20 protein-coding genes are annotated in these 24,635 nt (G+C 65.8%); 13 read left to right on the top strand and 7 right to left on the bottom strand.

Translation table 11 applies throughout. The annotated features are described in order from the left end of the window. The first annotated feature begins 46 nt into the window (after window positions 1-46). Both D9V28_RS10835 and D9V28_RS10830 read left to right on the top strand, forming a co-directional pair. The gene (locus D9V28_RS10835) at window positions 47-3,289 is read left to right on the top strand and encodes a glycosyltransferase (RefSeq protein ID WP_121659770.1); all 3,243 of its coding nucleotides are present in this window, start codon (window positions 47-49) and stop codon (window positions 3,287-3,289) included. Continuing rightward, entirely contained in the window at window positions 3,279-4,697 is a 1,419-nt protein-coding gene (locus D9V28_RS10830; protein WP_121659769.1) for a DUF5719 family protein, read from the top strand. Before D9V28_RS10835 ends, D9V28_RS10830 begins: the two co-directional genes overlap by 11 nt. 37 nt (window positions 4,698-4,734) lie before the next feature. Here D9V28_RS10830 and D9V28_RS10825 read toward each other — a convergent pair whose 3' ends face one another. Beyond that, window positions 4,735-5,175, bottom strand: a complete 441-nt coding sequence (locus D9V28_RS10825) for a metallopeptidase family protein (protein WP_121659768.1) — start codon at window positions 5,173-5,175, stop codon at window positions 4,735-4,737. Between the two features lie 73 nt (window positions 5,176-5,248). Here D9V28_RS10825 and D9V28_RS10820 point away from each other — a divergent pair, with 73 nt between their 5' ends. Next, a complete protein-coding gene (locus D9V28_RS10820; RefSeq protein ID WP_121659767.1) occupies window positions 5,249-5,455 on the top strand; it encodes a DUF3499 family protein in 207 nt (68 codons plus the stop codon). A 52-nt stretch (window positions 5,456-5,507) separates the two neighbouring features. After that, window positions 5,508-6,998 (top strand): adenosylhomocysteinase, encoded by a 1,491-nt coding sequence (gene ahcY / locus D9V28_RS10815; RefSeq protein WP_121659766.1) that lies wholly within the window; start codon window positions 5,508-5,510, stop codon window positions 6,996-6,998. Between the two features lie 348 nt (window positions 6,999-7,346). Here ahcY and D9V28_RS10810 read toward each other — a convergent pair whose 3' ends face one another. Further along, window positions 7,347-8,198, bottom strand: coding sequence for an RDD family protein (locus tag D9V28_RS10810; RefSeq protein ID WP_229728074.1), 852 nt, complete (start codon window positions 8,196-8,198; stop codon window positions 7,347-7,349). Window positions 8,199-8,215: 17 nt separating this feature from the next. Here D9V28_RS10810 and D9V28_RS10805 point away from each other — a divergent pair, with 17 nt between their 5' ends. The 3 genes from D9V28_RS10805 to D9V28_RS10795 all read left to right on the top strand — a co-directional run bounded on the left by D9V28_RS10805 (window position 8,216) and on the right by D9V28_RS10795 (window position 11,359). Further along, window positions 8,216-9,211, top strand: a complete 996-nt coding sequence (locus D9V28_RS10805; protein ID WP_121659765.1) for a stage II sporulation protein M — start codon at window positions 8,216-8,218, stop codon at window positions 9,209-9,211. A 164-nt stretch (window positions 9,212-9,375) separates the two neighbouring features. Continuing rightward, window positions 9,376-9,813 (top strand): Fur family transcriptional regulator, encoded by a 438-nt coding sequence (locus D9V28_RS10800; protein ID WP_121659764.1) that lies wholly within the window; start codon window positions 9,376-9,378, stop codon window positions 9,811-9,813. A gap of 79 nt (window positions 9,814-9,892) precedes the next feature. Further along, window positions 9,893-11,359: a catalase gene (locus tag D9V28_RS10795; protein WP_121659763.1), complete on the top strand. Its 1,467-nt coding sequence runs from the start codon at window positions 9,893-9,895 to the stop codon at window positions 11,357-11,359. Window positions 11,360-11,602: 243 nt separating this feature from the next. On the opposite strand, the gene D9V28_RS10790 is transcribed toward D9V28_RS10795, so the two are convergent. The 5 genes from D9V28_RS10790 to D9V28_RS10770 form a co-directional block, all read right to left on the bottom strand. After that, on the bottom strand, window positions 11,603-12,910 hold the full coding sequence (locus tag D9V28_RS10790) for a DUF58 domain-containing protein (protein WP_121659762.1): 1,308 nt from the start codon (window positions 12,908-12,910) through the stop codon (window positions 11,603-11,605). Beyond that, window positions 12,911-14,140 carry an AAA family ATPase gene (locus D9V28_RS10785; protein WP_371870009.1) on the bottom strand — a complete coding sequence of 410 codons (1,230 nt, stop codon included), beginning with the start codon at window positions 14,138-14,140 and terminating at the stop codon, window positions 12,911-12,913. It abuts the gene before it with no gap. Between the two features lie 67 nt (window positions 14,141-14,207). Continuing rightward, window positions 14,208-15,452, bottom strand: coding sequence for a DUF4350 domain-containing protein (locus D9V28_RS10780; RefSeq protein ID WP_121659761.1), 1,245 nt, complete (start codon window positions 15,450-15,452; stop codon window positions 14,208-14,210). Further along, complete coding sequence (locus D9V28_RS10775) at window positions 15,449-16,135, bottom strand: DUF4129 domain-containing protein (RefSeq protein ID WP_229728077.1); 687 nt, start codon at window positions 16,133-16,135, stop codon at window positions 15,449-15,451. The genes D9V28_RS10780 and D9V28_RS10775 overlap by 4 nt, the downstream gene beginning before the upstream one ends. Continuing rightward, window positions 16,126-17,478, bottom strand: coding sequence for a DUF7847 domain-containing protein (locus tag D9V28_RS10770; protein ID WP_121659760.1), 1,353 nt, complete (start codon window positions 17,476-17,478; stop codon window positions 16,126-16,128). The genes D9V28_RS10775 and D9V28_RS10770 overlap by 10 nt, the downstream gene beginning before the upstream one ends. A gap of 194 nt (window positions 17,479-17,672) precedes the next feature. On the opposite strand from D9V28_RS10770, the gene mtrA reads away from it, so the two are divergent. From mtrA to D9V28_RS10740, 6 genes are all read left to right on the top strand, one after another. Then, window positions 17,673-18,362, top strand: a complete 690-nt coding sequence (gene mtrA / locus D9V28_RS10765) for an MtrAB system response regulator MtrA (protein WP_121659759.1) — start codon at window positions 17,673-17,675, stop codon at window positions 18,360-18,362. Window positions 18,363-18,367: 5 nt separating this feature from the next. Then, complete coding sequence (gene mtrB, locus D9V28_RS10760) at window positions 18,368-20,065, top strand: MtrAB system histidine kinase MtrB (RefSeq protein ID WP_121659758.1); 1,698 nt, start codon at window positions 18,368-18,370, stop codon at window positions 20,063-20,065. Then, window positions 20,062-21,753 (top strand): LpqB family beta-propeller domain-containing protein, encoded by a 1,692-nt coding sequence (locus D9V28_RS10755; RefSeq protein ID WP_121659757.1) that lies wholly within the window; start codon window positions 20,062-20,064, stop codon window positions 21,751-21,753. The genes mtrB and D9V28_RS10755 overlap by 4 nt, the downstream gene beginning before the upstream one ends. A gap of 87 nt (window positions 21,754-21,840) precedes the next feature. Beyond that, complete coding sequence (locus D9V28_RS10750) at window positions 21,841-22,536, top strand: ComF family protein (RefSeq protein ID WP_121659756.1); 696 nt, start codon at window positions 21,841-21,843, stop codon at window positions 22,534-22,536. A 110-nt stretch (window positions 22,537-22,646) separates the two neighbouring features. Next, entirely contained in the window at window positions 22,647-23,312 is a 666-nt protein-coding gene (hpf, locus tag D9V28_RS10745) for a ribosome hibernation-promoting factor, HPF/YfiA family (protein ID WP_121659755.1), read from the top strand. 219 nt (window positions 23,313-23,531) lie between these two features. Further along, window positions 23,532-24,635: preprotein translocase subunit SecA (locus tag D9V28_RS10740; RefSeq protein ID WP_342353048.1), on the top strand; the 1,104-nt coding region annotated here is incomplete at its 3' end.

Raw genomic sequence — 24,635 nt, 5'->3', positions numbered from 1 at the left:
GACAGCGTCAGCGGCGTGATCGCAAGGTCAACATAGTCTGGACGCGATGTTTCCCCGAGTAACCGCGATCCTTGTCGTGCACGATGGCACCGGCCCTAATGGCTCACACCACCTGCAGGACACCCTTGACGCCCTCGCCGCCCAGACGCGGCAGCCCGATTCGATCATCGCTGTGGCCTGCGCGTCACCAGCGGCTGTCACCCAGGCGCTTGAAGCGGCCGGTGTGAACCGGATAGTCGAGGCGGGGGACCGGCTCAACTTTGCTGCGGCGCTAGCCGAGGGTGTTCGGGTCATCCCGCAGTCCGGCGGGCCCGATGAATTCCTCTGGCTGCTCGCGCAGGACAGCACTCCAGCGCCGGATGCCCTTGAGCGGCTCGTCGGTGCACTCGAGGTCGCGCCATCGGTTGCTGCGGCAGGGCCGAAGGTGATGGATGCCCGCGACGGCGCAACCATCGTTTCCCTCGGTCAGGCACTTACCCCGCTCGGCGCCACGGTTTCCCTCGTCGGTGAGGAACTCGACCAGGGCCAGCACGACGCCGTCTCCGACGTTCTCGGTGCCGCGCCGGCCGGCATGCTCGTGCGCCACGCAGTCTGGGAGCAGGCCTCCGGTCTCGACACGGCCTTCGGCTCGACCGACGACTCGCTCGATTTCTCCGTTCGCGTGCGCCTCGCCGGGCACCGCGTCGTTGTCGTCCCCACGGCTTTGGTCTTCACAGGGGGCGACGGCATCGCTGGCCCGTCCCGCTCACGCAAAGCGAGCGCCTACCGCAAGCGCGCTCGGCAAACCCGCGGAGCACAGCTCTACCGTCGGCTCGTATACGCGCCTGCCGCGCTGGTCTGGCTGCACTGGTTGAGCCTCGTTCCGCTCGCGATTGTGCGCACCGTGTGGCGCGTCGCCACGAAGAACCCCGGTCTTGTCGGTGGCGAGTTCGCCGCGGCGTTCCACGTGGCGTTCAGCCCGATCCGCGTCGCGCACGCCCGTAAAAACCTGCAGGCGTCAAAGCAGCTGGGCTGGTCGGCGATTTCGCCGCTCCGAATCCCGCTTGCGGAGGTCCGCCGACGACGGCTGCTCCGCCGAGAAGCCGGTGCTCCGGTCTATACGGTCGAGCGAAGCGACCTCAGGTTTTTCACCGGCGGCGGTGGCTGGGTCGTCATCGCCTCCGCGCTCGTGAGCGTTGGTCTCTTCTTTAATTTGCTCGCGGCATCCGCTGTCGAAGGTGGAGGGATGCTTCCACTCTCGGCGTCCGTGGCGGACCTGTGGCAGAACATCGGTTTCGGGTGGCGCGACATCAGCATCGGCTTCACCGGTGCGGCAGACCCGTTCTCGGTTGTGATGGCGCTTCTCGGGGCTGTCACGTTCTGGGACCCATCGTACTCCCTCGTCCTGCTCACGCTGCTGGCCCTGCCGCTGGCCACCCTCGGTGGCTGGTTCGCGGCGACCCGGCTCACCGAATCGAGCGGGTACCGCATTGTCGCCGCCGTGCTGTGGACCGTCGCCCCGCCGTTCCTCACCGCGCTGATCGACGGTCGCCCCGCCGCCATCATCGTGCACCTGCTCCTTCCGTGGCTGTTCTACGCCGGCTCCGTTGCCGCTCGCTCATGGGCGGCCTCTGCCGTGGCGTCGATGCTGCTCGCGCTGACGATCGCCGCCGCGCCGTCGCTCGGCCCGGCCTTCCTCGTGATCTGGGTGCTTGCGCTCTTCGTCAGTGGCCGACAGATTGCCCGCATCGTCTGGCTGGTCATCCCAACGGCAGCGCTGTTCGCGCCGCTGATCTGGCAGCAGGGCATCGTCCGCGGCCACTGGCTGCTGCTTCTTGCCGACCCTGGCGCTGTCGTCAGCTCGGCGCCGACTACCGGGTGGCAACTCGCTCTCGGCCTGCCGGGCGGCAACCCGGCCTGGGACTCGATCACCACAGCGCTCGGCCTCACCGGGCTGCCCGCGCAGCTGCTGGTCCCAGTGCTGCTCGCCCCCATCGCCGTGATGGCCCTGCTCGCTCTCTTCCTCCCTGGCAGCGCCCGTGCCGCCGTTCTGCTCTTCGTCGGACTGCTCGGACTGGCAACGGCCGTCGGCGCCACCGCCCTGATGATCTCGCTCACCGGATCAACGGTGACCAGCGTCTGGGCCGGCGCCGGTCTCAGCCTGTACTGGCTCGGCCTCGCCGGAGCAGCCGTCGTCGGCTGCGACAGCATCCGCCGCGGCGCAGCGGTACCCGCACTCGTGATCACGATCCTCGCGGTCGTGGTTGCGGTGCCGATGGCCGCGACTCTCCCGCTCGGGCAAGGCTCCATCGTCGCGAGCGACGGTCGCACACTTCCCGCCTATGTCTCGGCGGCGGCGTCGACGAACCCGGCTCTTGCCACTCTCATCGTCACCCCGCAGCCCGATGGCGGCGTGTCCGCTCGCATCGTGCGCGGCGTCGGAGACACCCTCGACAACCAGTCGACCATCCTCACCACAGGCGAGAACCTCACGAGCAACGACGAGCAGGTCACCGCCCTGGCCGGAAACCTGGTCTCGCAGGGCGGATACGACCCCGCCCCGACGCTGAGTGAGCTCGGCGTCCAGTACGTGCTGCTCTCGCCGGCCTTCGTCGAACCTGATGCGCAAAGGAGTCCAGAGGCAACCACAACGTCGAGCCGCGCCTCAGCAGCGCTCGACAGCAGCCCGGTCCTCGCACACATCGGACCCACGGATCGCGGCACTCTCTGGCGATTCGAAGGTGAAACGGATGCCACGGCGGCCGTCGGTCCCTCCTCGCCGTTCTCGACACCCGTCCTGATCGGCTGGGCAATCGTGTTCGGATTCGCGTTGTTGCTCTCGGTTCCCACTGCGGCATCGCGCCGCGCGGCCGAGGAATCGCCGCGCACGGTCGGTCGCAGGGACGTCCGGGAACGCCCACGCAGGCTCACCCGAGCCGAACGAGCCGAGCTCAAGGCGGACGCCGAAGCCGAGGCCAGCCTCGCCGCAGAAATCGCACACGACGCCGAGGTCGAGGACCGGAAAGAAGCCGTCGCGGCGACTCCCGACGCGGTTTCGCCGAATGTCGAATCCCCCGAGTGGAGTGCCGACGCTGTCGACGAACCGCGTAGCGAAACCGAGGCCGACGCCCAGCCCGGGAGCGACAGCGATACCGATCGCCAGCCCGGCAGCGACACCGCCGCTGACAACGAGCCAGCCGTCGAAACTGAGGCCGGCCAAGTGGCATCCGCCTCAGACGTGACAACAGGAAGCAACCCGATCGCGAGCCGCACTGCCGCGACCGAAAGCGAGTACAGCAATGGCCGATAAACGACGGGTAGCCAAAACGAGCGGCAGGCTGATCGCCGGAATCGTCGGCGTCGGCATTGCCGGAGCTTCGGTGTTCGCTGTCGGCACTTTTGAGTTGCCGCGCGTCACAGCGGCGGTGCCAAGCGCCGTGGTCACACCGACGGCGGCCGACCAGGCACGCGTGTGCGCCGGGCCGCTTGTACAGCTTGCGGGCGACGGTTCATCCAACGCTTCGTCGTTCGGTGCGGCAGAGCTCACCGTCGGATCGGAGTCCGAGCCGACTCAGACCCCGCTCGTCGCTCCGAACAACCTGGCGGGGGACGCCTTCGGCTCGCCGATCGTTGTCAGTGAACCGAGTGCAACGGATGCCACGACCGCACCTCTGCTCGCAGCCGCGCAGTCTCAGTCAGCGGCCCTCGGCGACCTCAGCGGCTTCGCGGCAAGCGCCTGCGCCGAGCCAAGCGCTGAAAGCTGGCTCGTCGGTGGATCCACCGATGTCGGGCGAACGAGCGTGCTTGCGCTGACCAACCCGACGCGGTCGGACGCCATCGTCGACATTGCCATCTTCGGTGAGGGCGGCGCTGTCGACGCTCCCGGTTCGCAGGGCATTATCGTCAAGGCTGGCGAGCAGAAGTTGTTGTCGCTTGCCGCATTCGCGCCGAACCTCATCACGCCGGTGGTGCACGTCACGAGCCGCGGCGGCCAGGTTGCTGCCGTGATCCAGCACAGTGTCGTTCGGGGTCTCACACCGCACGGCGTTGAGTACGTCGCCCCGACGGCGCCCGCCGCCAACGAGCAGTTCCTGTCCGGCATCGTCATCGCACCGAACGCACCGGTGGTTTCCGACGAGGACTACGACGACAACAACCCAGCGCTCCGGATGATCGCGCCGGGAACCGAACCGGCCGACGTCACGGTTTCCTTCACGAGCGAGCAGGGCGGCGAATCACCCCAGCCGCTTGAGTTCGCACTCGAGGCGGGTATCGCCACCGAAATCAGTTTGAGGGACCTGCCCGTCGGCAGCTACACCGTCGAGGTGTCGTCGACACAGCCGGTGGTCGCAGGTGCACGGACCTCGGTGGCGGTTGGTGAGTCCAGTGACCTCGCCTGGTTCCAGGCGTCAACGGCGCTGCCCGAGGCGGTCATGGTTGCCGTTCCGGCGGGGGAAACCCCGGTGCTGCACCTCGCGAACCCGGAACGACGCGCTCTCACCGTCGAGCTGGAGCCGTCGGCGGGGGAGACCATCACGGCGAAGATCCCGGCCGGAACCTCGGTTGCTCTTCCGGTGGCCGGAGGAGCGTCCTACCAGATTTCCGGCGCCGAAGGCGCGATTGCGCAGTTGAGCGTGCAGTCAGCGACGGGCATCAGCGCGTTCGCGGTGCAGCCCGCGAATCCGTCGGCGACTCCGGTAACCGTCTACCCGCGCTAGGACGGCGGGCAGCGCCCAGCCGACAGTGTGCGGGTGGTTAGAAGCGAAACCGGTCGGGACCGAGGTCCCACGGGTCTTTGCCGATGAGCTCAGCTGTCGCGCGAAAGACGCAGCTCTCGATCATCATCCGCTGGTGCAGCTCATCGTCGCGATGGAGCTTGCTCATGCGCTGGATCGGTAGCCGATACAACACAACACGTCGCTCGGCCGCACTCGTCCACCACCGCGCAACACCCTCGCCGTTTTGCTCGCCCACCGGCATGTTGCCGACCTCAAACCGAACGTTGACGAGTTCGTCGGGCCAGGTTGCGCGGAGGAAGTCTGCGGCGGCCGCGACCGTCATGTCGAAACTGTCGATACGGTTCTTCAGCGGCGGCAGGTGCGGGCCCGTCGCAGGGCTGCGCTGTGCCCTGCCGTGCCGGTCGTGCCGAACCGCTCGCCGCGCAAAAGTGCTGCTTCTCGTCCCGCGTCGTGCCATGCAGCCATCCTATTCGCCGGGAGCGACGGCGAGGTGTTCTCCGAGGCACCCTGTCAGTTGTATCGTGAGAGGAATGTTGGACAGGCCATGCACAAAAGTCGGATGCTCGCGCGAAGCGGTCTCGACGCTCACCTACGACTACGCAGACTCCATGGCCGTCCTCGGGCCGCTGAGCCTGGCGAAGGAGCCGCACACCTATGACCTCTGCGCGATTCACGCCGAGCGGTTGAGCGTGCCACAGGGCTGGCAGGTCATTCGACACCAGGTGCTCAACACGTAGAAAGCTGCACACTCACCGGGATTGCCCACCCGGGGTCTGCGAGAATGAAGTTATGACGCTTTCCCCACCCGCCGCATCCGCTACTGCACTTCCTTTCAAGGTCCGTGACCTTTCGCTTGCCGAGGCAGGCCGCCACCAGATCCGTCTGGCCGAGAACGAGATGCCGGGACTCATGGCCCTTCGCGCCGAGTTCGGCGAGTCGAAGCCGCTCGCCGGTGCCCGCATCGCCGGTTCGCTGCACATGACAGTGCAGACGGCCGTTCTCATTGAAACCCTCGTAGTGCTCGGCGCCCAGGTGCGTTGGGCAAGCTGCAACATCTTCTCTACCCAGGACGAGGCCGCAGCGGCGATCGCCGTCGGCCCGACCGGAACCGTCGACGCCCCAGCAGGCGCCCCGATTTTCGCGTGGAAGGGCGAGACGCTCGAGGAGTACTGGGAGTGCGCCGAGCAGATCTTCGACTGGTCAGCGGAGGCTGCCGCTGCCGGCGCCGACTGGACCGGCCCGAACATGATCCTCGACGACGGTGGAGACGCCACGTTGCTGGTGCACAACGGCCGCAAGTACGAGCTCGCCGGTGCTGTGCCCGAAGCTGCTGAAGACGAGAGCCACGAGGGCCGGGTTGTCCTCGAGCTGCTGCGCCGCTCGCTCGCGACATCGACCGACCGCTGGACGAAGATCGCCGCCGAGATCCAGGGTGTCACCGAGGAGACCACCACGGGTGTTCACCGCCTGTATGAGCTGTTCCGGAACGACGATCTGCTGTTCCCGGCGATCAACGTCAACGACTCGGTGACAAAAAGCAAGTTCGACAACAAGTACGGCATCCGCCACTCACTGCCAGACGGACTCAACCGCGCCACCGACGTGCTCATCGGCGGTAAGGTCGCGTTCGTTGTCGGATACGGCGACGTCGGCAAGGGCGCAGCCGAGGCACTTCGCGGCCAGGGCGCCCGTGTGATCGTTTCTGAGGTTGACCCGATCTGCGCATTGCAGGCCGCGATGGACGGCTACCAGGTCGCCAAGATCGAGAGCGTCGTCGACCAGGTCGACATTTTCGTCTCGGGCACTGGCAACCTCAACGTCATCACGACCGAGCACATGCTGAACATGAAGCACCTCGCGATCGTCGCCAACGTCGGACACTTCGACAACGAGATCGACATGGCCGGACTCGAAAAGATCGAGGGCGCCGAGCGAGTCGAGATCAAGCCGCAGGTGCACGAGTGGCGCCTGCCGAACGGCCGGTCAATCCTCGTGCTGAGCGAGGGACGCCTGATGAACCTCGGCAACGCCACCGGCCACCCGTCGTTCGTCATGAGCAACTCGTTCACCAACCAGGTCCTCGCGCAGATCGAACTGTACGCACACCAGGAGAACTACCCAGTCGGCGTGTATGTGCTGCCGAAGCACCTCGACGAGAAGGTCGCGCGCCTGCACCTCGACGCACTCGGCGTTGAGCTCACCACACTCTCAGAAGAGCAGGCCGCTTACATCGGCGTCACCGTGGATGGACCGTACAAGGTCGACCACTACCGCTACTAAGAGTTCGCCTTCGACGGCGTCGCCCGGCTTCGGCTGGGCGGCGCCGTTTTCGCGTGTGCGGGGGCGCGCTGGGCGGTCGTGGCAGGTGGGCGGTGGCGTGCAGCCGTTCGTCGGTCCGGAAGTGCGCGTTCAATGCCGTTTTGCGTCGCAACGGACCGATGAAGTTGTGCGGGCGGGGGTGGGCGTCGTTCGTCGGTCCGGAGGTGTGCGGTTCGACGTTGTTTCGCGTCGCAACGGACCGATGAAGTTGTGCGGGCGGGGGTGTGCATCGTTCGTCGGTCTCGAAGTGCGCGGTTCGGGGGTGTTGGCGCCCTAACGGACCGACGAAATGAGGGAGGGGCGCGGGTGCTACCGCTCAGGGAACCCGTGCGGGCGCCCGGTGAGCACAGGCGCCAGCGTCGACAGGCGCTGCTGCTCGAGCATGTGCGCCGCGTACTCGCGATCCCGGCGAACAGCAGACACCGCGTAGAGAAACAGCTCCGGGTCGACGTTCGGGACAGGAGAGACGAAAACGGATGCCTCAGCGGCCAGATCGCGTGCCAACCGCGAGCGCGTTTCCGGCGTGAGTTTCGCTGCCTGACCCAGGAACTGGGCGATCCTGCGGGTCAGACGATCAGGCATCCGCCCCACGTCTGCAATCGTTGCCCACGACTGCAGCACAGGCGGAACACCGTAGACGGATGGCTCGGCGCGGGGAACTCGTTCCTGCTGGGCATAGGTGCCGGCCAGCAGGTCGCCAAGGCGCTTCGCGCGGGTGGAGAGCAGGCCGGTGAGTGCGGCAACACCGCCGAGCGTCATGTAAATCTCGAAGAAGCCGACGAGGGCGCGAATGAAGGCGTGGCGGAACCCGGTTGCACCTCCGTCGTCGCGGACAATGCGTGCGCCGATGGCGAGCTTTCCGAGGGAGCGGCCGCGGCCGATGGTCTCGACCGCCGTCGGGAGAACCACGGTGCTGAACACGATGATTGCCGTGGAGAACGCGGTTGTTGCTGACTGGTCGACGACGCCCTGTGTTGCCAGGACGACGAGGAGCCAGAGCAATCCGGCGGCGACGAGCACCGAAACCAGAAAGTCGATGATGGCGCCTGCCGCGCGCAGAATGAAGCTCGCTGACTGGACGTCGAGCGCGACCGCCTCACCGGTGATCAGCTGGGAGGAGTCAGACAGATCCGACATCTGCACGCCGGGGGAGTCAGTCATGAATAGTATCTAATCAGATGGATCTCGACGCCTACAGTGCCGCGCACCGAAATGACTGGGACCGCCTCGACGCTTTAGCCTCGAAGCGGTCATTGTCGGGCGCGGAAGCGGACGAGTTGATCGATCGTTATCAGGCGGGAGCGACTCAGCTCTCGGCGATCAAGACCACCGCCGGATCGACCAGGCACGGGGACCGGCTGAGCGTCACGCTGTCGAAGTCGCGGCTGCGGTTCACCTCGGCCAGCGCCAACGTGCTCAGCCAGCTACCGCGGTTCTTTGTGCTTCAACTGCCCGCCGCGCTGTACCGGTTGCGCTGGCTCACCCTCGCCGTCGCCCTCGTCACGGTCGGCGTTGCAGCACTCTGGGCTGCGTGGGTGCTCAACGACCCGCAGGTGCTCGCGAACCTCGGCAGCACCGAGGAACTGCGCCGGGTCGCTGAAGAGGACTTCGCCAACTACTACTCCGACAACCCCGCGGCGTCGTTCGCCGGCCAGGTGTGGACCAACAACGCCTGGATAGCGGCGCAGTGCATTGCCTTCGGCATCACCGGCATTTGGGTGCCGTACGTGATCCTCCAGAACGCGCAGAACCTCGGGCTCAACGCCGCAGTGCTGTTTAGCTTCGGTGAGGGTGACACGTTCTTCCTCTACATTGCGCCGCACGGCCTGCTTGAGCTCACGGCCATCTTTGTTGCGGCGGCTGGCGGGTTGCGAATCTTCTGGGCGTGGGTTGCCCCTGGCAAACGCACGCGCGGCCAGGCCCTCGCCGAAGACGCCCGCGCGTTGTTCACCGTGGCGATCGGCCTCGTTTTTGTTCTGCTCGTTTCGGGCATTCTCGAGGGGTTCGTCACTCCGCAGCCGTGGCCGTGGCCCGTGAAGATCGGACTCGGCGCTGCGGCTCTCGGGGCGTTCCTCTTTTATATGCTCGTCGTCGGTCGACGTGCGTACCGAGCGGGGGAGACCGGGGACCTGGCTGCCTTTGAAGCTGGCGCCCGGCGCATCTACGCGAACTGACCGTTTCCGCATGCGTTAGGTGTGGCATCCGCTCGCCTCTCACGCGTGCTCGTCCACTCGCGTCGGATCCGCCTTCTCGCAGCCCTTTGAGGTCGCTCGCGACGTTGCCGAGATACTTTTCACTGTAGTTTTGAATGAATCAAAATAGATACTAGACTGGGAACATGTCACCCACGGAAGTCAGCCCTGAGCGCGAATTGCTGCGCTCGGCGGGTCTCCGTGCGACGGACCAGCGCGTCGAGACGATTCGCGCGCTCGAGAAGCACCCACACGCTGATGCACAGGCGGTTTTCGACATCGTCTTGCACGAACTCCCCGACACCTCGGTTCAGGCGATTTACGGAGTGCTGGGAGCGTTGACGGATGCCGGTCTCGTGCGTCGGATCGAACCGGCCGGTTCCCCGGCGCGATACGAACTGCGCGTCGGCGACAACCACCATCACATCGTCTGCTCGAAGTGCGGTGCGATCGGTGACGTGGATTGTGCGGTCGGCCACGCTCCGTGCTTGACGCCAGTCACAACATCCGGATTCACCCTCACAACTGCCGAAGTGACCTACTGGGGCCTCTGCCCCAATTGCGCCGCAGCGCCACTCAGCTAACCCCACCCTCTTTCGCTTTCGGCCAGCACCCCTGGCTGACAGCTGCCCCCTGCCCCGCCCAGAAACACCAAGGAGATACATGTCCGATACTTCGTACACCACCACAAACACCGGCACCCCGGTTGCAGCTGACTCCCAGTCGCTCACCGTCGGCGCAGACGGCGCGATCCCGCTGATCGACAGCTACCTGACCGAAAAGCTCGCCCACTTCAACCGTGAGCGTGTGCCGGAGCGTGTTGTGCACGCAAAGGGTGGTGGAGCGTTCGGTGTTTTCGAGACCACCGAGGACGTGTCGCAGTACACCCGTGCCGCCCTCTTCCAGCAGGGCACGGCTACCGAGATGCTCGCCCGCTTCTCGACGGTCGCCGGTGAGCAGGGTTCACCCGACACCTGGCGCGACCCGCGCGGTTTCGCACTCAAGTTCTACACGTCAGAAGGCAACTACGACCTCGTCGGAAACAACACCCCGGTGTTCTTCCTCCGCGACGGCATCAAGTTCCCCGACTTCATCCACTCGCAGAAGCGCCTCCCGGGCTCGAACCTGCGCAACAACGACATGCAGTGGGATTTCTGGAGCCAGTCTCCCGAGAGCGCACACCAGGTCACCTGGCTGATGGGCGACCGCGGCCTCCCGGCGTCATGGCGCCACATGGACGGCTTCGGATCGCACACCTACCAGTGGATCAACGCCGCCGGCGAGCGCTTCTGGGTCAAGTACCACTTCAAGACCAACCAGGGCATCGCTGTGCTGAGCGCCGACCAGGCTGCCGAAATCGCCGGTCAGGACGCTGACTACCACCAGCACGACCTGTACACGAACATCGCTGAGGGCAACCACCCGAGCTGGACGATGTCCGTTCAGGTCATGCCGTACGAAGACGCGAAGACCTACCGGTTCAACCCGTTCGACGTCACCAAGGTCTGGCCGCACGCCGACTTCCCGCTGATCAAGGTCGGCACCATGACGCTCAACAAGAACGCCGAGAACTACTTCGCTCAGATCGAGCAGGCGACATTCTCCCCGGCGAACTTCGTTCCCGGAATCGCAGCAAGCCCCGATCGGATGCTGCAGGCTCGCATCTTCTCCTACGCGGACGCCCAGCGTTACCGCGTCGGCGTCAACCACGCGCAGCTGCCGGTCAACGCCGCGAAGACCCAGGTCAACAGCTACTCGAAGGACGGCGCAGCGCGCATCGACTTCCCGCCGGCCGACCGTCCCGGGTACGCCCCGAACTCGTTCGGTGGCCCGCACGCTGACCCGGCACGCGCTGCCGAATCGACCGGATGGCAGAACGACGGTGAGCTCCTGCGCACCTCCGCCACCCTGCACCCCGAGGACGACGACTTCGGTCAGGCCGGAACCCTCTACCGCGACGTCATGGACGACGCGGCCAAGGCCCGCCTGCTCGCGCAGATCATCGGTCACGTCGGTGCAGTGAAGAACGCTGAGATCCGTGCGCGCGCCATCGCGTACTGGTCGAACGTCGACATCGAGCTCGGTTCGAAGCTCGGCGCTGCACTCGCTGCAACGAGCGTCGCCGTCTAAGCACTGCTGACTGAGGGCCCGGCTTCCGCATTGCGCGGAGGTCGGGCCCTTCGTGGTTCAGCGCTCGGCTTCATCGGTCGCCGCGATCCATTTGCCGAAAATGGCTCTGTGATGTGTGCCGAACGCGGACCAGCCGACACTTTTTGGTAAATGGTGCGGCGAGGTGGCGGCGGGCGTGGGAGCGGCGTGCGGCAGACGGTGGCGAGGGCCGACGGAAGGCGGCGCGAGGGGACGAGCGCCCGACTACAGCCGGCCGGCGGCCTTGAGCGCGATGTAGGTGTCGGCGAGGGCGGGCGGCAGGTCCTCCGGCGACCCGGTCACGACCTCAGCACCGAGCTGGCGCACCGCCGCCGAGACCCGTGAGACGTCGAGAAGCGCCCGCTCGGCGGCTGCGGCCAGGTAAATCTCGTCCCGGTTGCCGCGCGTGCGGCTGGCCTCGAGGGCGAAAGGATCGGTGACGGATGCCACGACTACCGTGTGGCGGGACGTCAACTGCGGCAGCACCGACAGCAGCCCGGTCGAGGCACCAGGCGCGTCGATCGAGGTGAGCAGCACAACGAGGGAGTGCTGCGTGGTGATGTTGCGGACCTGCCCTGGGACAGCAGCCCAGTCCATCTCGATCAGCTCGGGATCGATGCCCGCCATGGAGTCGACGAGCTTCGACAGCAGGTCTGCCCCTGTGGCACCCTGCACCCGACCACGGACCCGGCGATCGTACGCGACAAAGTCGACCCGGTCGCCGGCGCGGGTGGCCAGCGCTGACAGGAGAAGCGACGCCTCGAACGCCGTGTCGATGCGCGGCTCGTCTGACACGCGTGCGGCCGATGTGCGTCCTGTGTCGAGGACGATCACCACACGGCGGTCGCGCTCGGGACGCCAGGTGCGCACAACAACGTCTCGACGACGGGCGGTCGCGCGCCAGTCGATCGACCGCACGTCATCGCCTCGGACGTACTCACGCAGCGAGTCGAACTCGGTGCCCTGCCCGCGAACCATCACGCTGGTTGCACCGTCGAGTTCCCGCAGCCTGGCGAGCCTGGAGGGCAGGTGTTTGCGGGCGTTGAACGGCGGAAGCACCCGCAGTTGTCCCGGCGATGTCATCGTCGCCTGGCGCGACATCAATCCGAGCGGTCCTGCTGAGCGCACGGTGACGTGTTCGACCCGCCGTTCGCCGCGGCGGAACGGCGTCAACTGCAACGCAACCACCCGGCGCTCACGCGGGGGAATGGTGACCCTGCTGCGGTTCGTTGACGGTCCAGCTGACGGCTGCCAGGCATCCCGAACCGTTGCTCGAAGCGTCCGTTTTCCTCGGTTCGTGAGATACAGCTCGCTCGTCACCGTCTCGCCGAGCCGTGTGCGTGATGGGAGTGATCGCGCTGTGCTGATCTGGCGGGGGGATGCCGCGAGCGAGAGATCGAGGACGCCGATCAGCACGCAGGACAACAGCCACAGGCCCAGCACAATGCCCGGCTCACCGGTGAATGAGCCAAGCACGATCACCGGGACGACGCCGAAGGCGACGAGCGCGACAAATCTCCCCGAGACGGTCATTTAGATCGGCACCTGCACGGAGCTGAGGATGGAGCGGAGGATCGCATCAGAGGCGATGCCCTCGAGTTCGGCCTCTGGACGAAGCTGGAGCCGGTGCCGCCAAACGGGCAGGACCATGGCCTGGACGTGATCAGGGGTGACCGAGGAGTAGCCACTGAGCCACGCCCATGCCTTGGCGGCGGCCAGAAGCGCTGTCGTTCCGCGGGGGCTGACACCCATCCGCACGCTCGGGCTCTGCCTCGTCGCGCGGGCCAGGTCGACGATGTAGCTGAGCACGTCCGTCGAGACCCCTGTGGTTGCCGCAGCGCGCTGGGCGTCGGCGAGGTCATCGGCGCCGAGCACAGCGGTGACCCCGGCCGCCGCGAGGTCGCGCGGGTTGAAGCCTGCCGCGTGCCGACGAAGCACTTCGACCTCGAGCTCTCGCTCGGGCACGTCGAGCACGAGCTTGAGCAGGAACCGGTCGAGCTGGGCCTCCGGCAGCGTGTATGTGCCCTCGTATTCGATCGGGTTCATGGTCGCTGCCACCATGAACGGCGTCGGGAGCGGCTGGGTGACACCGTCGACACTGACCTGCCGTTCCTCCATCGACTCGAGCAGTGACGACTGGGTCTTCGGTGGTGTGCGGTTGATCTCGTCGGCCAGCAGGATGTTGGTGAACACCGGGCCGCGGCGGAACTCAAACTCGCCGGTCTTCGCGTCGTAAATGAGCGAACCCGTGACATCGCCAGGCATGAGGTCAGGGGTGAACTGCACGCGCTTGGTGTCGAGGTCGAGCGCCGAGCTGAGCGTGCGGACGAGCAGGGTTTTGGCGACACCGGGGACGCCCTCGAGCAGCACGTGCCCCTTGGCGAGCAGGGCGATGATCAGTCCGGTGACGGCAGGTTCCTGGCCAACGACGCTCTTGGCGACCTCGCGTCGCACCTGAGCGAGCTTTCCCCGAAGCTCCTGCACGCGGGCGGACTCGCCGTGCTGCTGAGGCTGCTGCTGCTGAGGCGGAGCCTGCTGAGCCTGCGGATCTTGAGCCTGCTGCTCCGCATGCTGGGCGTACTGCGCCGGTGCGGCATGCTGCTCGACTCGCGGCTGCTCGTGCTGCGCAGCCTGCTCCTGCTGGGCGGAACGCGACCGGCGGGTCTGCTCCTGCTGCTCGCCGACAAGCGCATACGGGTTCGGCGGCACCGCCTGGTGCGGTGTCTGCTGGTGTCCCTCGTACGGCTGCTGCGGTGATGTCATCGAGTTCTGCTTCCGGTTGTCAGTGTCGGTGGGGGAGAAATGGGGCGGCGGGGCTGTCGGCTCCACGTTACGACGGGCGGCTCGGCGGTCGTGGATCGACGGCCGCCGCTGTATCCCGTTCAAGGTTGGCAAGCGCGTCCGAGATCGACACGACGTCGCGTTCGGACTGCGGAAGGATATCGACCAGGACGCCGCGAATCTCGTCGCGAGGCCGTCCGAGTGCCGAGGCGCAGGCATCCGCTACCTCATAAACCGTGGCGTGACGGGACAGCCCGAGCACGCGGCCGAGTCTGCCAACCGCTCCAATGCGGAGCGCGTCGATCGCGCGGGTGCGCGCGGAGATTCGCTGGTAGAGCCTGGCGCGACCCTCGAGCGTTTCGCCGGCAGGCACGGTGACTGGGAGGTTCTCGGCGACGAGCGGCCCGAACCTGCGCCCACGCCAGAACATGGCGACGAGCGCGGTCAGCGCGAGCAGCGACGTCGTCGGAACAAGCCAGTTCGGGGTCAGCTGGGCAACGTCTGGCGGGCCGGATGCCTCAACGTCGGCGATCGAGGGAAGGTACCAGACGAGACGGCCGGTTTCGCCGAGCAGCCCGAGCGCAAACGCCGCATTGCCGTGCAGAATCACTGACTCGTTGCTGACCAGTTCCGACGGGCCGACCAGGGTGAGCGTGCCGTTCTGCTCCGGCAACTGCACCACAGCGAAACCGTCGGTGTCCGCGGGGAAGCATGTAATGGCATCCGTTTCGGAATTCACCCGGAAGGTGGCGCCTGGACTGATCGTTTGTGCCCGCTCGGCAGCGGGCAGGTCGCAGTCCGCGTCCAGTGCGCCAGGCTCGTCGCTGACACCCGCCGCAAACACGTCAGGGGCGACCACCCGCAGCTGCGCGAAGGTCGGTGCGAGAATCACGGTTGAATCCGCTGTGCTGACGAGGTCGAAGAGCCTTTCGTCAGTGAGGTATCCGCTCGGGTCGAAGACGGCCAGAGTTGTGCCCTGCCGTTTCGCCTCACGCATCGCCTCGCCGTAGCTGCCAGGCAGGATCACGTCGACCCCCTGGTCGCGCAGCACCTCGGCCGTGGCCTTCGCCCCGGTCGGTGCCGGGTTCGCCGGGTCCAACTCGATACCGCTCGACGCTCCACCCCGCGTGAGCAGCATCGTGGCCGCGACAACGAGAATCGCCACGACCGCAACTCCGATCCAGAAAACGGAGCGGCGGGCGACGGTGCGAGCCCGCGGCGTGGTGACCTGGTCACCGTGGTTCTCTTGCGAAGCGGATGCCACTGGTCGCGTGGTTGGGAGCCTTCCGGTCATGAGGCCGGTTCCGTTTCGATCGACTCCAGCCGCGCCGGTGTGCGGGCGGAGAGTTCGACATCCAGCGCCCGGAGCAACCGGTACTGCTCGGCGGTTCCGTCGGTGCCGAGGTAGCGCACATCGTCGAAAGTGCGGGCGGCCGAGGCGAGGCGGTCGCTGGAATCCGGGAACGCCTCAGCGGCGCGACCGGCAAAGTCATGGGCCGTCGTGCCGGGGGAGACGAACACGATGGTGCGCTCGGTGAGGTCCCGAGCGAGCGCGCGGAACCGGTCGAGGGTCGCGTTCGTCCAGTCGCCGGCGGCGGCGAATCCCTCGGCAGACCGGCGCAGTTCGTCGGCCGTGCGGGTGTCATCCTCACCGAACAGGCCCTGTGCCACCCGGCTGCGGCGGTTGAGGCGCGGCATACCCCAGACGAGAAGCGCGACGATCAGCGCCAGCACAATGGCGATCACGATGGCGACGGGAACCCAGTCGGTCGGCACTGACGCTCCCGGCTGGAACAGACGCTCCAGCCACTCAAAAAACGCCTGGCTCAACCGATCGAACAGGCTCGGCTGCGCCGCGGCATACTCGGGCTTCGACAACTCGTCGACCAACCAGTCCCGCGCCTCGGGCGCCGTCGGGTCGACGGGCACGTCGAGCGGTGCTCCGCCAGGCACACCCCACGCGCCAGCTAGGCCCACGGCGAACCAGACCCGGCAGGCCCGGCCTGCCCCATCGGCGTCGGACGGCCGCTCGCCTGAAGAAGATAGGGGTCCTCAACCGTTGCGTTTCCGGTCTGCCGCGCCTCAACGAACCGGATCAGCTCGAGGTCGAGCCCCTCCTTACGCATCCGCAGGTCGACATAGATCAGGGCGATGGCCGCCGATGAAACCACGGAAGTGATCGACCCGACGAGCAGGGACAGAACAATCATGATCGCGTAAAGCACGAGAGGGCCAACCCAGCTTTCGGCACTTGTTCCCGTCGGGTCGACGGCTGACAACGCCATCACATAGAGCACGCTCACCGGGGTGAGAACAACCTGCGACACAGTTCCGACGATGAAGGCGATGAGGTACTGAACGCCGAGGGTGCGCCAGAAGTAGCCGTCGGTGAGCCGCCATGACCGGCGGATCGCGGCTCCCATCGACGCGCGCTCGAGAACGATCACACTCGGGACGATCGACAGTTTGATGCTCAGCCAGACCCCGACGACGATCAGGGCGATGCCGGCGAGGATGGCCAGGATGATACCGGCCGCGATAAACCCGCCGCCGAGCACAACGAGCATCCAGACGATCCCGACCAGGACCGCGAGCACAATGGTGAACGCGACAGTCGCCACGAGAACCCAGAGCAGCAGGTGTCCGAACCTCGGCCAGGTGGCCTTCCACACGGCCTTGAGTGTGAGTTTCTCGCCGAGGGTCGACCGAGCGACCTCATTGACGATGACCCCCTGCAGGAAGACCGTGCCGATTAGGGTGATGAGGAACGGAATGAGCGCGCCGAGCAGGATTGCGGCGACACCGCCAGCGGCGATCGCGTCCTGATCCTCGGCCGAGGCGGAGCTGATCCGGGACACAAAGAAGAACGTGATGGCGCCAATCACCAGAAGGCTGATCACGACGCTGATGGCCTGCACAAGTAATGCACTGCCGAATGTCGCCTTGGGGTTGCGCTTGAGAGCGAGGAAAGGAGCCCCAAGAAGGGTGCCGAATCCAAGCGGTCGAAGTGGGATGAGCCCCGGTTTGGGGGGAGGGGTCCAGCCGGGCTGGGAGAACTGCGGAGCGCCGTACGGTTGCTGGCCCCACGGATTCTGGCCGTACTGACCCTGCCCTGAGGGCTGTGAGGGGTAGGGGTTCTGGCCGTACGGGTTCGCGCCAGAAGGGGGGTTCACCTGCGGGTACTGCTGCGGCTGACCGGCAGGCGGTTGCTGGCTCTGCGGTGCCTGCTGCGGTGCTGGCGGCGATTGCGGAACGCGCTCGCCATAGCGGGGCGGCTCTTCAGCCGATCCCGGTGCCTGCCAGTTCTGGTCGTGAGTCACTCAGTGGCCCCCTCGTAGCGAAAACTTGCCTTCGTTCATCGTGGCATATCCAGCTCCCGCACACCTCCGATCCTGCGCCCGGACCGTGGAAAAATGCTGTTCATCAGAAGGTCCCCGGCTGGAGCCAGTAATCTGTTCCAGAGTACCGAGCGCCCGGATGCCCAAAGCCGGTCGAAGAAACGAGAACGAGGCGTATGAACGCACGGATCCTGGTGGTCGACGACGACACAGCACTGGCCGAGATGATCGGCATCGTGTTGCGAACCGAAGGCTTCGAGCCACACTTCTGCGCCGACGGAAGTGGCGCAGTTGACGCCTTCCACGAGGTCAAGCCCGACCTCGTTCTTCTCGACCTCATGCTTCCTGGCATCGACGGCATTGAGGTATGCACCCGCATTCGTGCGGAATCGGGCGTGCCGATTATCATGCTCACGGCCAAAACCGACACGGCCGATGTGGTCAAGGGGCTCGAATCAGGGGCGGATGACTACATGGTCAAGCCGTTCAACCCCAAGGAGCTCGTCGCTCGCATCCGCACCCGGCTGCGCCCAGCACCGCAGCAGGCCCTGGACACGCTGCAGATCGGCGACCTCGTCCTCGACGTCGCCGGGCACGAGGTGCGCCGTGGCGACACAGCCATCAACCTGACCCCCCTCGAGTTCGACCTGCTGCTCACCCTGGCGTCGAAGCCGCAACAGGTATTCACCCGCGAAATGCTGCTCGAGCAGGTGTGGGGCTACCACTACAAGGCAGACACCCGCCTGGTCAACGTGCACGTGCAGCGCCTCCGCGCCAAGGTCGAGTTCGACCCTGATAACCCGCGCATCGTAATGACGGTTCGAGGTGTCGGCTACCGCGCCGGCACCGGCGCCGCCGCGCAATAGCTGGCATGGTGTTCAGCCGGGAATCGACGGCGAGCCCAGCGGGGTACGGCGCCAACGCAGGGGTCGCCGGAGCGCGACTCGCGAACTGGAGGACCTGGCCAACCCGGGTGGTCCGCTCGTGGCGACGGTCGCTGCAGTTCCGCACCGTCATCGTCACCCTCGGGTTGTCGCTCGCCGCCGTGCTCATTTCGAGCATTTACATGTCGTTGTCGATCGGCAACGACCTCTTCTCCTCCCGCGTCGACCAGGTGCAGCAGGACTCGTTCCGTGCGACATCGTCTGCCCAGAACATCCTCGACTCCTCGAGCGACCAGGACCGGGCCGGCATCCAGGAGCTGATGAGCGCCGCGCGCACCGAGATCGCCCGCGCCTCAAGCTCCACCCTCATCGCCGGCTACCGCACACCGGGCCAATCGCCGAGCGCCGTCGCTCCACAGGACTTCGAGAGCCCCCAGCTCAGCGGGGTGATCAGCGACGCCCTCCGCGCGAGTGTGCAGAAGAACCCTGACGAACAGTGGTGGCAGTCGGTCTCACTTCCGGCGTCGAACGGTGGAACCAACCCCGGCATCGTGGTCGGAACCGAAATCACCCTGCCTGAGGGCAGCAGGTACGAAATCTACATCGGCTACAACCTGGTCGACACCGAGGAGACGCTGCTCTTCGTTCAACGCACCCTCTTCATCGGCGGGCTCACCCTCCTGATCCTCCTGGCGTCCGTCGCCTGGGTGGTTGTGCGCCTCGTTGCCAACCCGATTCGTGTGGCGGCCGAGACCAGCCAGCGACTGGCATCCGGAGATCTTGAGGTTCGAATTCCTGAAAAGGGCGAGGATGAACTCGCGACGCTCGCTCAGTCGTTCAACGGCATGGCCGACAGCATGCAGAAGCAGATCAAGGAACTTGCCGACCTGTCCCAGGTCCAGCAGCGCTTTGTGTCCGATGTCTCGCACGAGCTCCGCACCCCGCTCACCACGATCCGGCTCGCGGGCGACGTGCTCTACGACCAGCGCGACACCTATCCGCCTGCCATGGCCCGCACGACCGAGCTGCTGCACACCCAAACCCAGCGCTTCGAGGTGCTGCTCGCCGACCTGCTCGAAATTTCACGGTACGACGCCGGGTCTGTGCAGCTTGAAATCGAGCCGACCAGCCTCATTCACTTGGCCGAGGACTCCATCGATGGTGTTGCGTCGCTCGCCGAGCAGAAGGGGTCAGAGATCCGACTTGTCGCGCCGGGCGGCTACTCGCCTGTCGAGGCCGACCCGCGGCGCATCCGCCGCGTGGTTCGGAACCTCCTCGGCAACGCCATCGAGCACGGCGAAGGACGCCCGATCGTCGTGGTGGTCGACAGCAACGAGCAGGCCGTCGCTCTCACCGTCCGTGACTACGGGCACGGAATGACCGAGGCCGACTCCGAGCGGGTCTTCGACAGGTTCTGGCGGGCCGATCCGTCGCGCAAACGCACCATCGGCGGCACCGGCCTCGGCCTCGCCATCGCGCTCGAAGACGCGCAACTGCACGGAGGAACTCTCGACCTGTGGACACGGGTCGGCGGTGGCACGTGCTTCCGGCTCACCCTGCCGCGCGTGCTTGGCGGCGAGTTCTCTGTGTCGCCGCTCCCGCTTCCCCCCGAGGACGCGGACGGTCCTTCCCCCGCGATCGATCGAGCGGATGCTCCGACGCAAGTGAGAGAGGAACGCTCATGACCCGCAGGCGGCTGAGAAGCACCCTCGCGACTGGGCTGGCGCTCGCGCTGGCCGTCCTCGTCACCGGTTGTGCAGGCATCCCGCAATCGGGTGCACCGCAGATCGGGCAGGTCGTTCCGACCGACGAGGACCCGGAGATCGAGTTCCTCGCCCAGGGACCCGAGAAGGACGCGACGCAGGAGCAGATCCTGCGCGGTTTCATCGACGCGGCCTCGAGCCCGCGCGACGACTACGCGACAGCACGTGAGTACCTCTCGCCGTCGATCCAATCGACCTGGAACCCTGACGCGAGCGCGCTCATCGACGAGGCCAACCAGCGAGCATTCACCTCGGTGGACGCTCTCACCATGCAGGTCAGCCTTGTGCCTGTCGCATCTGTCGACGGGTCGGGGGAGTACGTCGAGTTCAGCGACCTGCAACCGACCACCCGGGTGTTCGCGCTCGTGCAGGTGGACGGCCAGTGGCGGATCAACTCAGCACCGGACGGAGTCGTGCTCGACGAGCAGAAGTTCAGCGAGGTCTTCAATCCGTACGCACTGAGCTTCTTTGACCCGTCATGGACGCACCTCGTCCCCGACCTGCGCTGGTTCCCATCGCGCGCGTCGACGGGAACACAGATCGTCAACGCCCTGCTCGACGGGCCAAGCGAGTGGCTTGTCGGCGCTGTGACATCGGCGTTCCCCGAGGGCACCCAGCTGACCCGCAACGCCGTGCCCATCGTCAGTGACGTGGCGCAGGTTGACCTCAACAGTGAGGCGTTCGAAGCAGACGATCTGACGCTGCAGCGCATGCAGGCGCAGCTCTCCGCGAGTCTCAGCGGTGTGTCGACCATCAACTCGGTCAGCATCGCGGTGAGCGGCAACGTTCAGGACATCCCGGTGCTCGCGATCCCAGGACCACGGGTGGACCCGCGGCCGCTCGCCATGACCGAGGACGGTTTCGGTTTCCTCAGCGGCGGCGCCGTCGAGCGGCTCCCCGGCATCAGCCCGCAGATCGAGGCACTCAGCGCAACGGCGGCGGTCGTCAACCCGAGTCACTCGCTCGCGGCGGTCAGAACGCCGGACGGCGTGTACGCCGTGCGGCAGTCGCAAACCTCAGGCCTTCGCGTCGACGGCAGGGCGGGTCTCATCGCCCCGTCACTCGATCGATTCGGTTTCATCTGGAGTGTCCCGGAGGGCGAGCCAGGTTCGCTCCTGGCCATCCGCGCAGACGGTTCGCAGTCACCGGTGATGTCGAGCTGGCCAGACGCGTCGAGCATCCAGTCCATCCAGGTGTCGCGGGATGGCACAAGGCTCCTCGCCCTGGTCCGCACGGCTGGCGAACCCCGGCTCCTCGTTGCCGGCATCGCTCGCGCCGCAGACAACACCCCGGTCAGCCTCGGCGATCCGCTCGTGCTCGCGGTCGGTGACGGCGCTGGCCTCTCCGCCACCTGGATCGACGAGATCACCGTCGCGTCCCTGACGAGCTCGTCCGACGGTCGGGGCGAGGTCGTCACCCAGGTGATCGGCGGAGAATCGACGCGGCTGGCCACCCTCGACGACGCCGTGCAGATCGTTGGGGGAAACACGACCAAGCAACTTCGTGCGCTGTCGTCTGCGGGTGACGTGCGGGTACTGCGCACGTCGCTCTGGCAGACAACCGCGAGCGGGGTGGCGTTCCTGGCCACCCAGCTTGGGAGCCCGAGCTAACTGTCCACAGGCCGGGCTGCACGGCGGGCTTTCCCCCGATCGTGCAACTCCCGGTTCCGCGATCGCTGCGCGCGCAAAGCTAAGCGGATGGAGGTCTCCGACAGCACCCCGGTCGCGCAGGTCGTCGGCCGAGCCCTTCGCGAGGCGATCGGGGTGCTTCTCCCGGTTGCCTGCGTGGGTTGTGGGCAAGCGGATGCCGCGCTCTGCGACGCCTGTCTGGCCAGCGTTCCGAAACCTCCCGCAGTTCGTGAGCTCGACGACGGGTTTCCGGTGTGGGCGGCGACAGACTACGACGGTGTTGTTCGTCGTGCTCTCCTCGCACTCAAAAATGAGCAGCGGACAGACGTTGCCGCAGCGCTCGGCGGCCTTCTCCGCTCGGCGTTCGACCGGGCCCTCACTGAGCTGCCCGCTCGGGCAGGCACCGTGGCCGATGTGACGCTCGCCACGATTCCATCGAGCCGGTCCGCCTACCGGAGAAGGGGATACCGGCCCGTCGACAGGCTCGTGGCTAATGCGCGCCTCGCCGCGGAGCATCCGCTCGCCCTCGTCCGACAGCCGGACGACCAGATCGGGTTGGGAATCGCCGGCAGACAGCGCAATCTGACCGGATCGCTCCGCGCACGCAACCGCGCGACGGGGCGCTGCTACCTCATCGTCGACGACGTCGTGACCACCGGCGCAACGCTGCTCGAAGCGCGTCGAGCGCTCGAGCAATCGGGTGCACGAGTCCTCGGTGGGGTGGTGCTCGCCGCGACGCCACGGCGCATTCTACCCCGGCCGTAACCACACAGTTTGCTGAGTGACTTATCTCCCCCCGCGGACTACCGTGGGGCTAAAGGCGCGAAAGGACCGCCCATGATTATGCGGCGGGACGCCTGATCTGGGAGGTTGACGTGGAAATTAACATTGTCGGACAAGGCCTGGGACTCACTGATCGCTTCCGCGATTACGTCGAGGAGAAATCAGCGAAAGTAGCCCACCTGTCAGACCGAGCCCTCGCATTCGAGGTCAAGGTCAGCCGTCACCACGACAAGAGCGGTAAGGCCGGAGACGACCGGGTCGAGCTGATGCTCGTCGGTCCAGGCCCACTCGTTCGAGCCGAAGCGGCGGGTTCAGACAAGTACGTTGCCTTTGATCTGGCAATTGCAAAACTGCTCGAGCAAGTGCGTCGAGCGAAAGATCGAAAGAAAGTATTGAGGGGGAAACGGCGAACATCACTCTCGACAGCGAGTGCTGAAGGATTCAGCGGAATCGACCTGCAACCCGCTGACCCTGAGACCATCGAACGCGTAGCCACCGGTGTGCTGACGGCGGTCGATGAGAATGAGGAGAACACCGAAGAGGAATACTGCCCGGTTGTTATCCGGGAGAAGGTATTCCCGGCCGAGTTCATGACCGTCGATGAAGCTGTCGACCGCATGGAACTCGTCGGCCACCCGTTCTTCCTCTTTGTTGATGCCAAGAACGACAGGCCAAGCGTTGTGTACCGCCGAAAGGGCTGGGACTACGGAGTCATCGGGCTCGACGAGGACACAACGGAATCGAAGAAGCGAGCGTAGATCCGCAGGGATCACTCGACCGTTGTTCACGCGGGTGCCGGAATTCCCGGCACCCGCGTGAACACTTTTGGGGGTGATTGCCTGTTGTTATCAGGGTGCTCCCACCGGACTGGACGCTAACATGGATAGCGTTATCGACTGACTGTTGATCATCACCCGCGCACACGGCGCGGTGGCGCGAAACTCGCGTGCCCTAGAGACAAAAGTGGAGTGCAATTCGTGGCCTCAGTACTAGAGAGGGTTCTTCGCGTCGGCGAAGGCCGGATCCTCAAGAAGCTCGAGAACCTGACGAAAGCCGTCAACTCGCTCGAACCCAACTTCGCCGAACTCACCGATGAGGAATTGCGCGCCGAGACGGGCGAACTCCGGGCTCGATTTGAGAAGGGCGAGACCCTCGACGAACTTCTCCCAGAGGCCTTCGCGGCCGTTCGTGAAGCGTCGAAGCGCACCATTGGTCTTCGTCACTTCGACGTGCAGATCATGGGCGGCGCGGCCCTCCACCTCGGCAACATCGCCGAGATGAAGACCGGTGAGGGCAAGACCCTCGTCGCGACCCTCCCCGCCTATCTGAACGCCATTGCAGGCAAGGGTGTGCACATCGTCACGGTGAACGACTACCTGGCGACGTACCAGTCAGAGCTGATGGGGCGCGTCTTCCGCGCTCTCGGCATGACCACCGGCGTGATCGTTGCAGGGCAGACGCCTGAGCAGCGACGCGAACAGTACAACGCAGACATCACCTACGGAACGAATAACGAGTTCGGTTTCGACTACCTGCGCGACAACATGGCCTGGCAGTCCAAGGACCTCGTTCAGCGCGGTCACTATTTCGCCATCGTCGACGAGGTCGACTCCATCCTCATCGATGAGGCGCGTACCCCGCTCATCATCTCCGGACCCTCCTCAGGGGAAGCGAACCGTTGGTTCAACGAATTCGCGCGCCTCTCCAAGATCCTCATCGAGGGTGAGGACTTCGAGGTCGACGAGAAGAAGCGCACGGTCGGCGTGCTTGAGCCGGGCATCGAAAAGGTCGAGGACTACCTCGGCATCGACAACCTGTACGAGTCAGCCAACACGCCACTGATCTCGTTCCTCAACAACTCGCTCAAGGCGAACGCGTTGTTCAAGAAGGACAAGGACTACGTCGTGATGAACGGCGAGGTCATGATCGTCGACGAGCACACCGGTCGTATCCTCATGGGCCGCCGCTACAACGAGGGTATCCACCAGGCCATCGAGGCGAAGGAAGGGGTTCAGGTCAAGGCCGAGAACCAGACCCTCGCCACGGTGACCCTGCAGAACTACTTCCGCCTGTACTCGAAG

This window comes from Mycetocola zhadangensis, from assembly GCF_003668565.1.
Lineage (GTDB): Bacteria > Actinomycetota > Actinomycetes > Actinomycetales > Microbacteriaceae > Mycetocola_A > Mycetocola_A zhadangensis.
Note: the sequence above shows the minus strand (reverse complement) of the source record. Positions and strands in the feature narration are given on the sequence as shown.

Bases quoted from the DNA above. Each gene is read 5' to 3' on its own strand.
- D9V28_RS10835 (WP_121659770.1), top strand. From the start codon at position 47: ATGTTTCCCCGAGTAACCGCGATCCTTGTCGTGCACGATGGCACCGGC.
- D9V28_RS10830 (WP_121659769.1), top strand. From the start codon at position 3,279: ATGGCCGATAAACGACGGGTAGCCAAAACGAGCGGCAGGCTGATCGCC.
- D9V28_RS10825 (WP_121659768.1), bottom strand. From the start codon at position 5,175: ATGGCACGACGCGGGACGAGAAGCAGCACTTTTGCGCGGCGAGCGGTT.
- D9V28_RS10820 (WP_121659767.1), top strand. From the start codon at position 5,249: ATGTTGGACAGGCCATGCACAAAAGTCGGATGCTCGCGCGAAGCGGTC.
- ahcY (WP_121659766.1), top strand. From the start codon at position 5,508: ATGACGCTTTCCCCACCCGCCGCATCCGCTACTGCACTTCCTTTCAAG.
- D9V28_RS10810 (WP_229728074.1), bottom strand. From the start codon at position 8,198: ATGACTGACTCCCCCGGCGTGCAGATGTCGGATCTGTCTGACTCCTCC.
- D9V28_RS10805 (WP_121659765.1), top strand. From the start codon at position 8,216: ATGGATCTCGACGCCTACAGTGCCGCGCACCGAAATGACTGGGACCGC.
- D9V28_RS10800 (WP_121659764.1), top strand. From the start codon at position 9,376: ATGTCACCCACGGAAGTCAGCCCTGAGCGCGAATTGCTGCGCTCGGCG.
- D9V28_RS10795 (WP_121659763.1), top strand. From the start codon at position 9,893: ATGTCCGATACTTCGTACACCACCACAAACACCGGCACCCCGGTTGCA.
- D9V28_RS10790 (WP_121659762.1), bottom strand. From the start codon at position 12,910: ATGACCGTCTCGGGGAGATTTGTCGCGCTCGTCGCCTTCGGCGTCGTC.
- D9V28_RS10785 (WP_371870009.1), bottom strand. From the start codon at position 14,140: ATGACATCACCGCAGCAGCCGTACGAGGGACACCAGCAGACACCGCAC.
- D9V28_RS10780 (WP_121659761.1), bottom strand. From the start codon at position 15,452: ATGACCGGAAGGCTCCCAACCACGCGACCAGTGGCATCCGCTTCGCAA.
- mtrA (WP_121659759.1), top strand. From the start codon at position 17,673: ATGAACGCACGGATCCTGGTGGTCGACGACGACACAGCACTGGCCGAG.
- mtrB (WP_121659758.1), top strand. From the start codon at position 18,368: ATGGTGTTCAGCCGGGAATCGACGGCGAGCCCAGCGGGGTACGGCGCC.
- D9V28_RS10755 (WP_121659757.1), top strand. From the start codon at position 20,062: ATGACCCGCAGGCGGCTGAGAAGCACCCTCGCGACTGGGCTGGCGCTC.
- D9V28_RS10750 (WP_121659756.1), top strand. From the start codon at position 21,841: ATGGAGGTCTCCGACAGCACCCCGGTCGCGCAGGTCGTCGGCCGAGCC.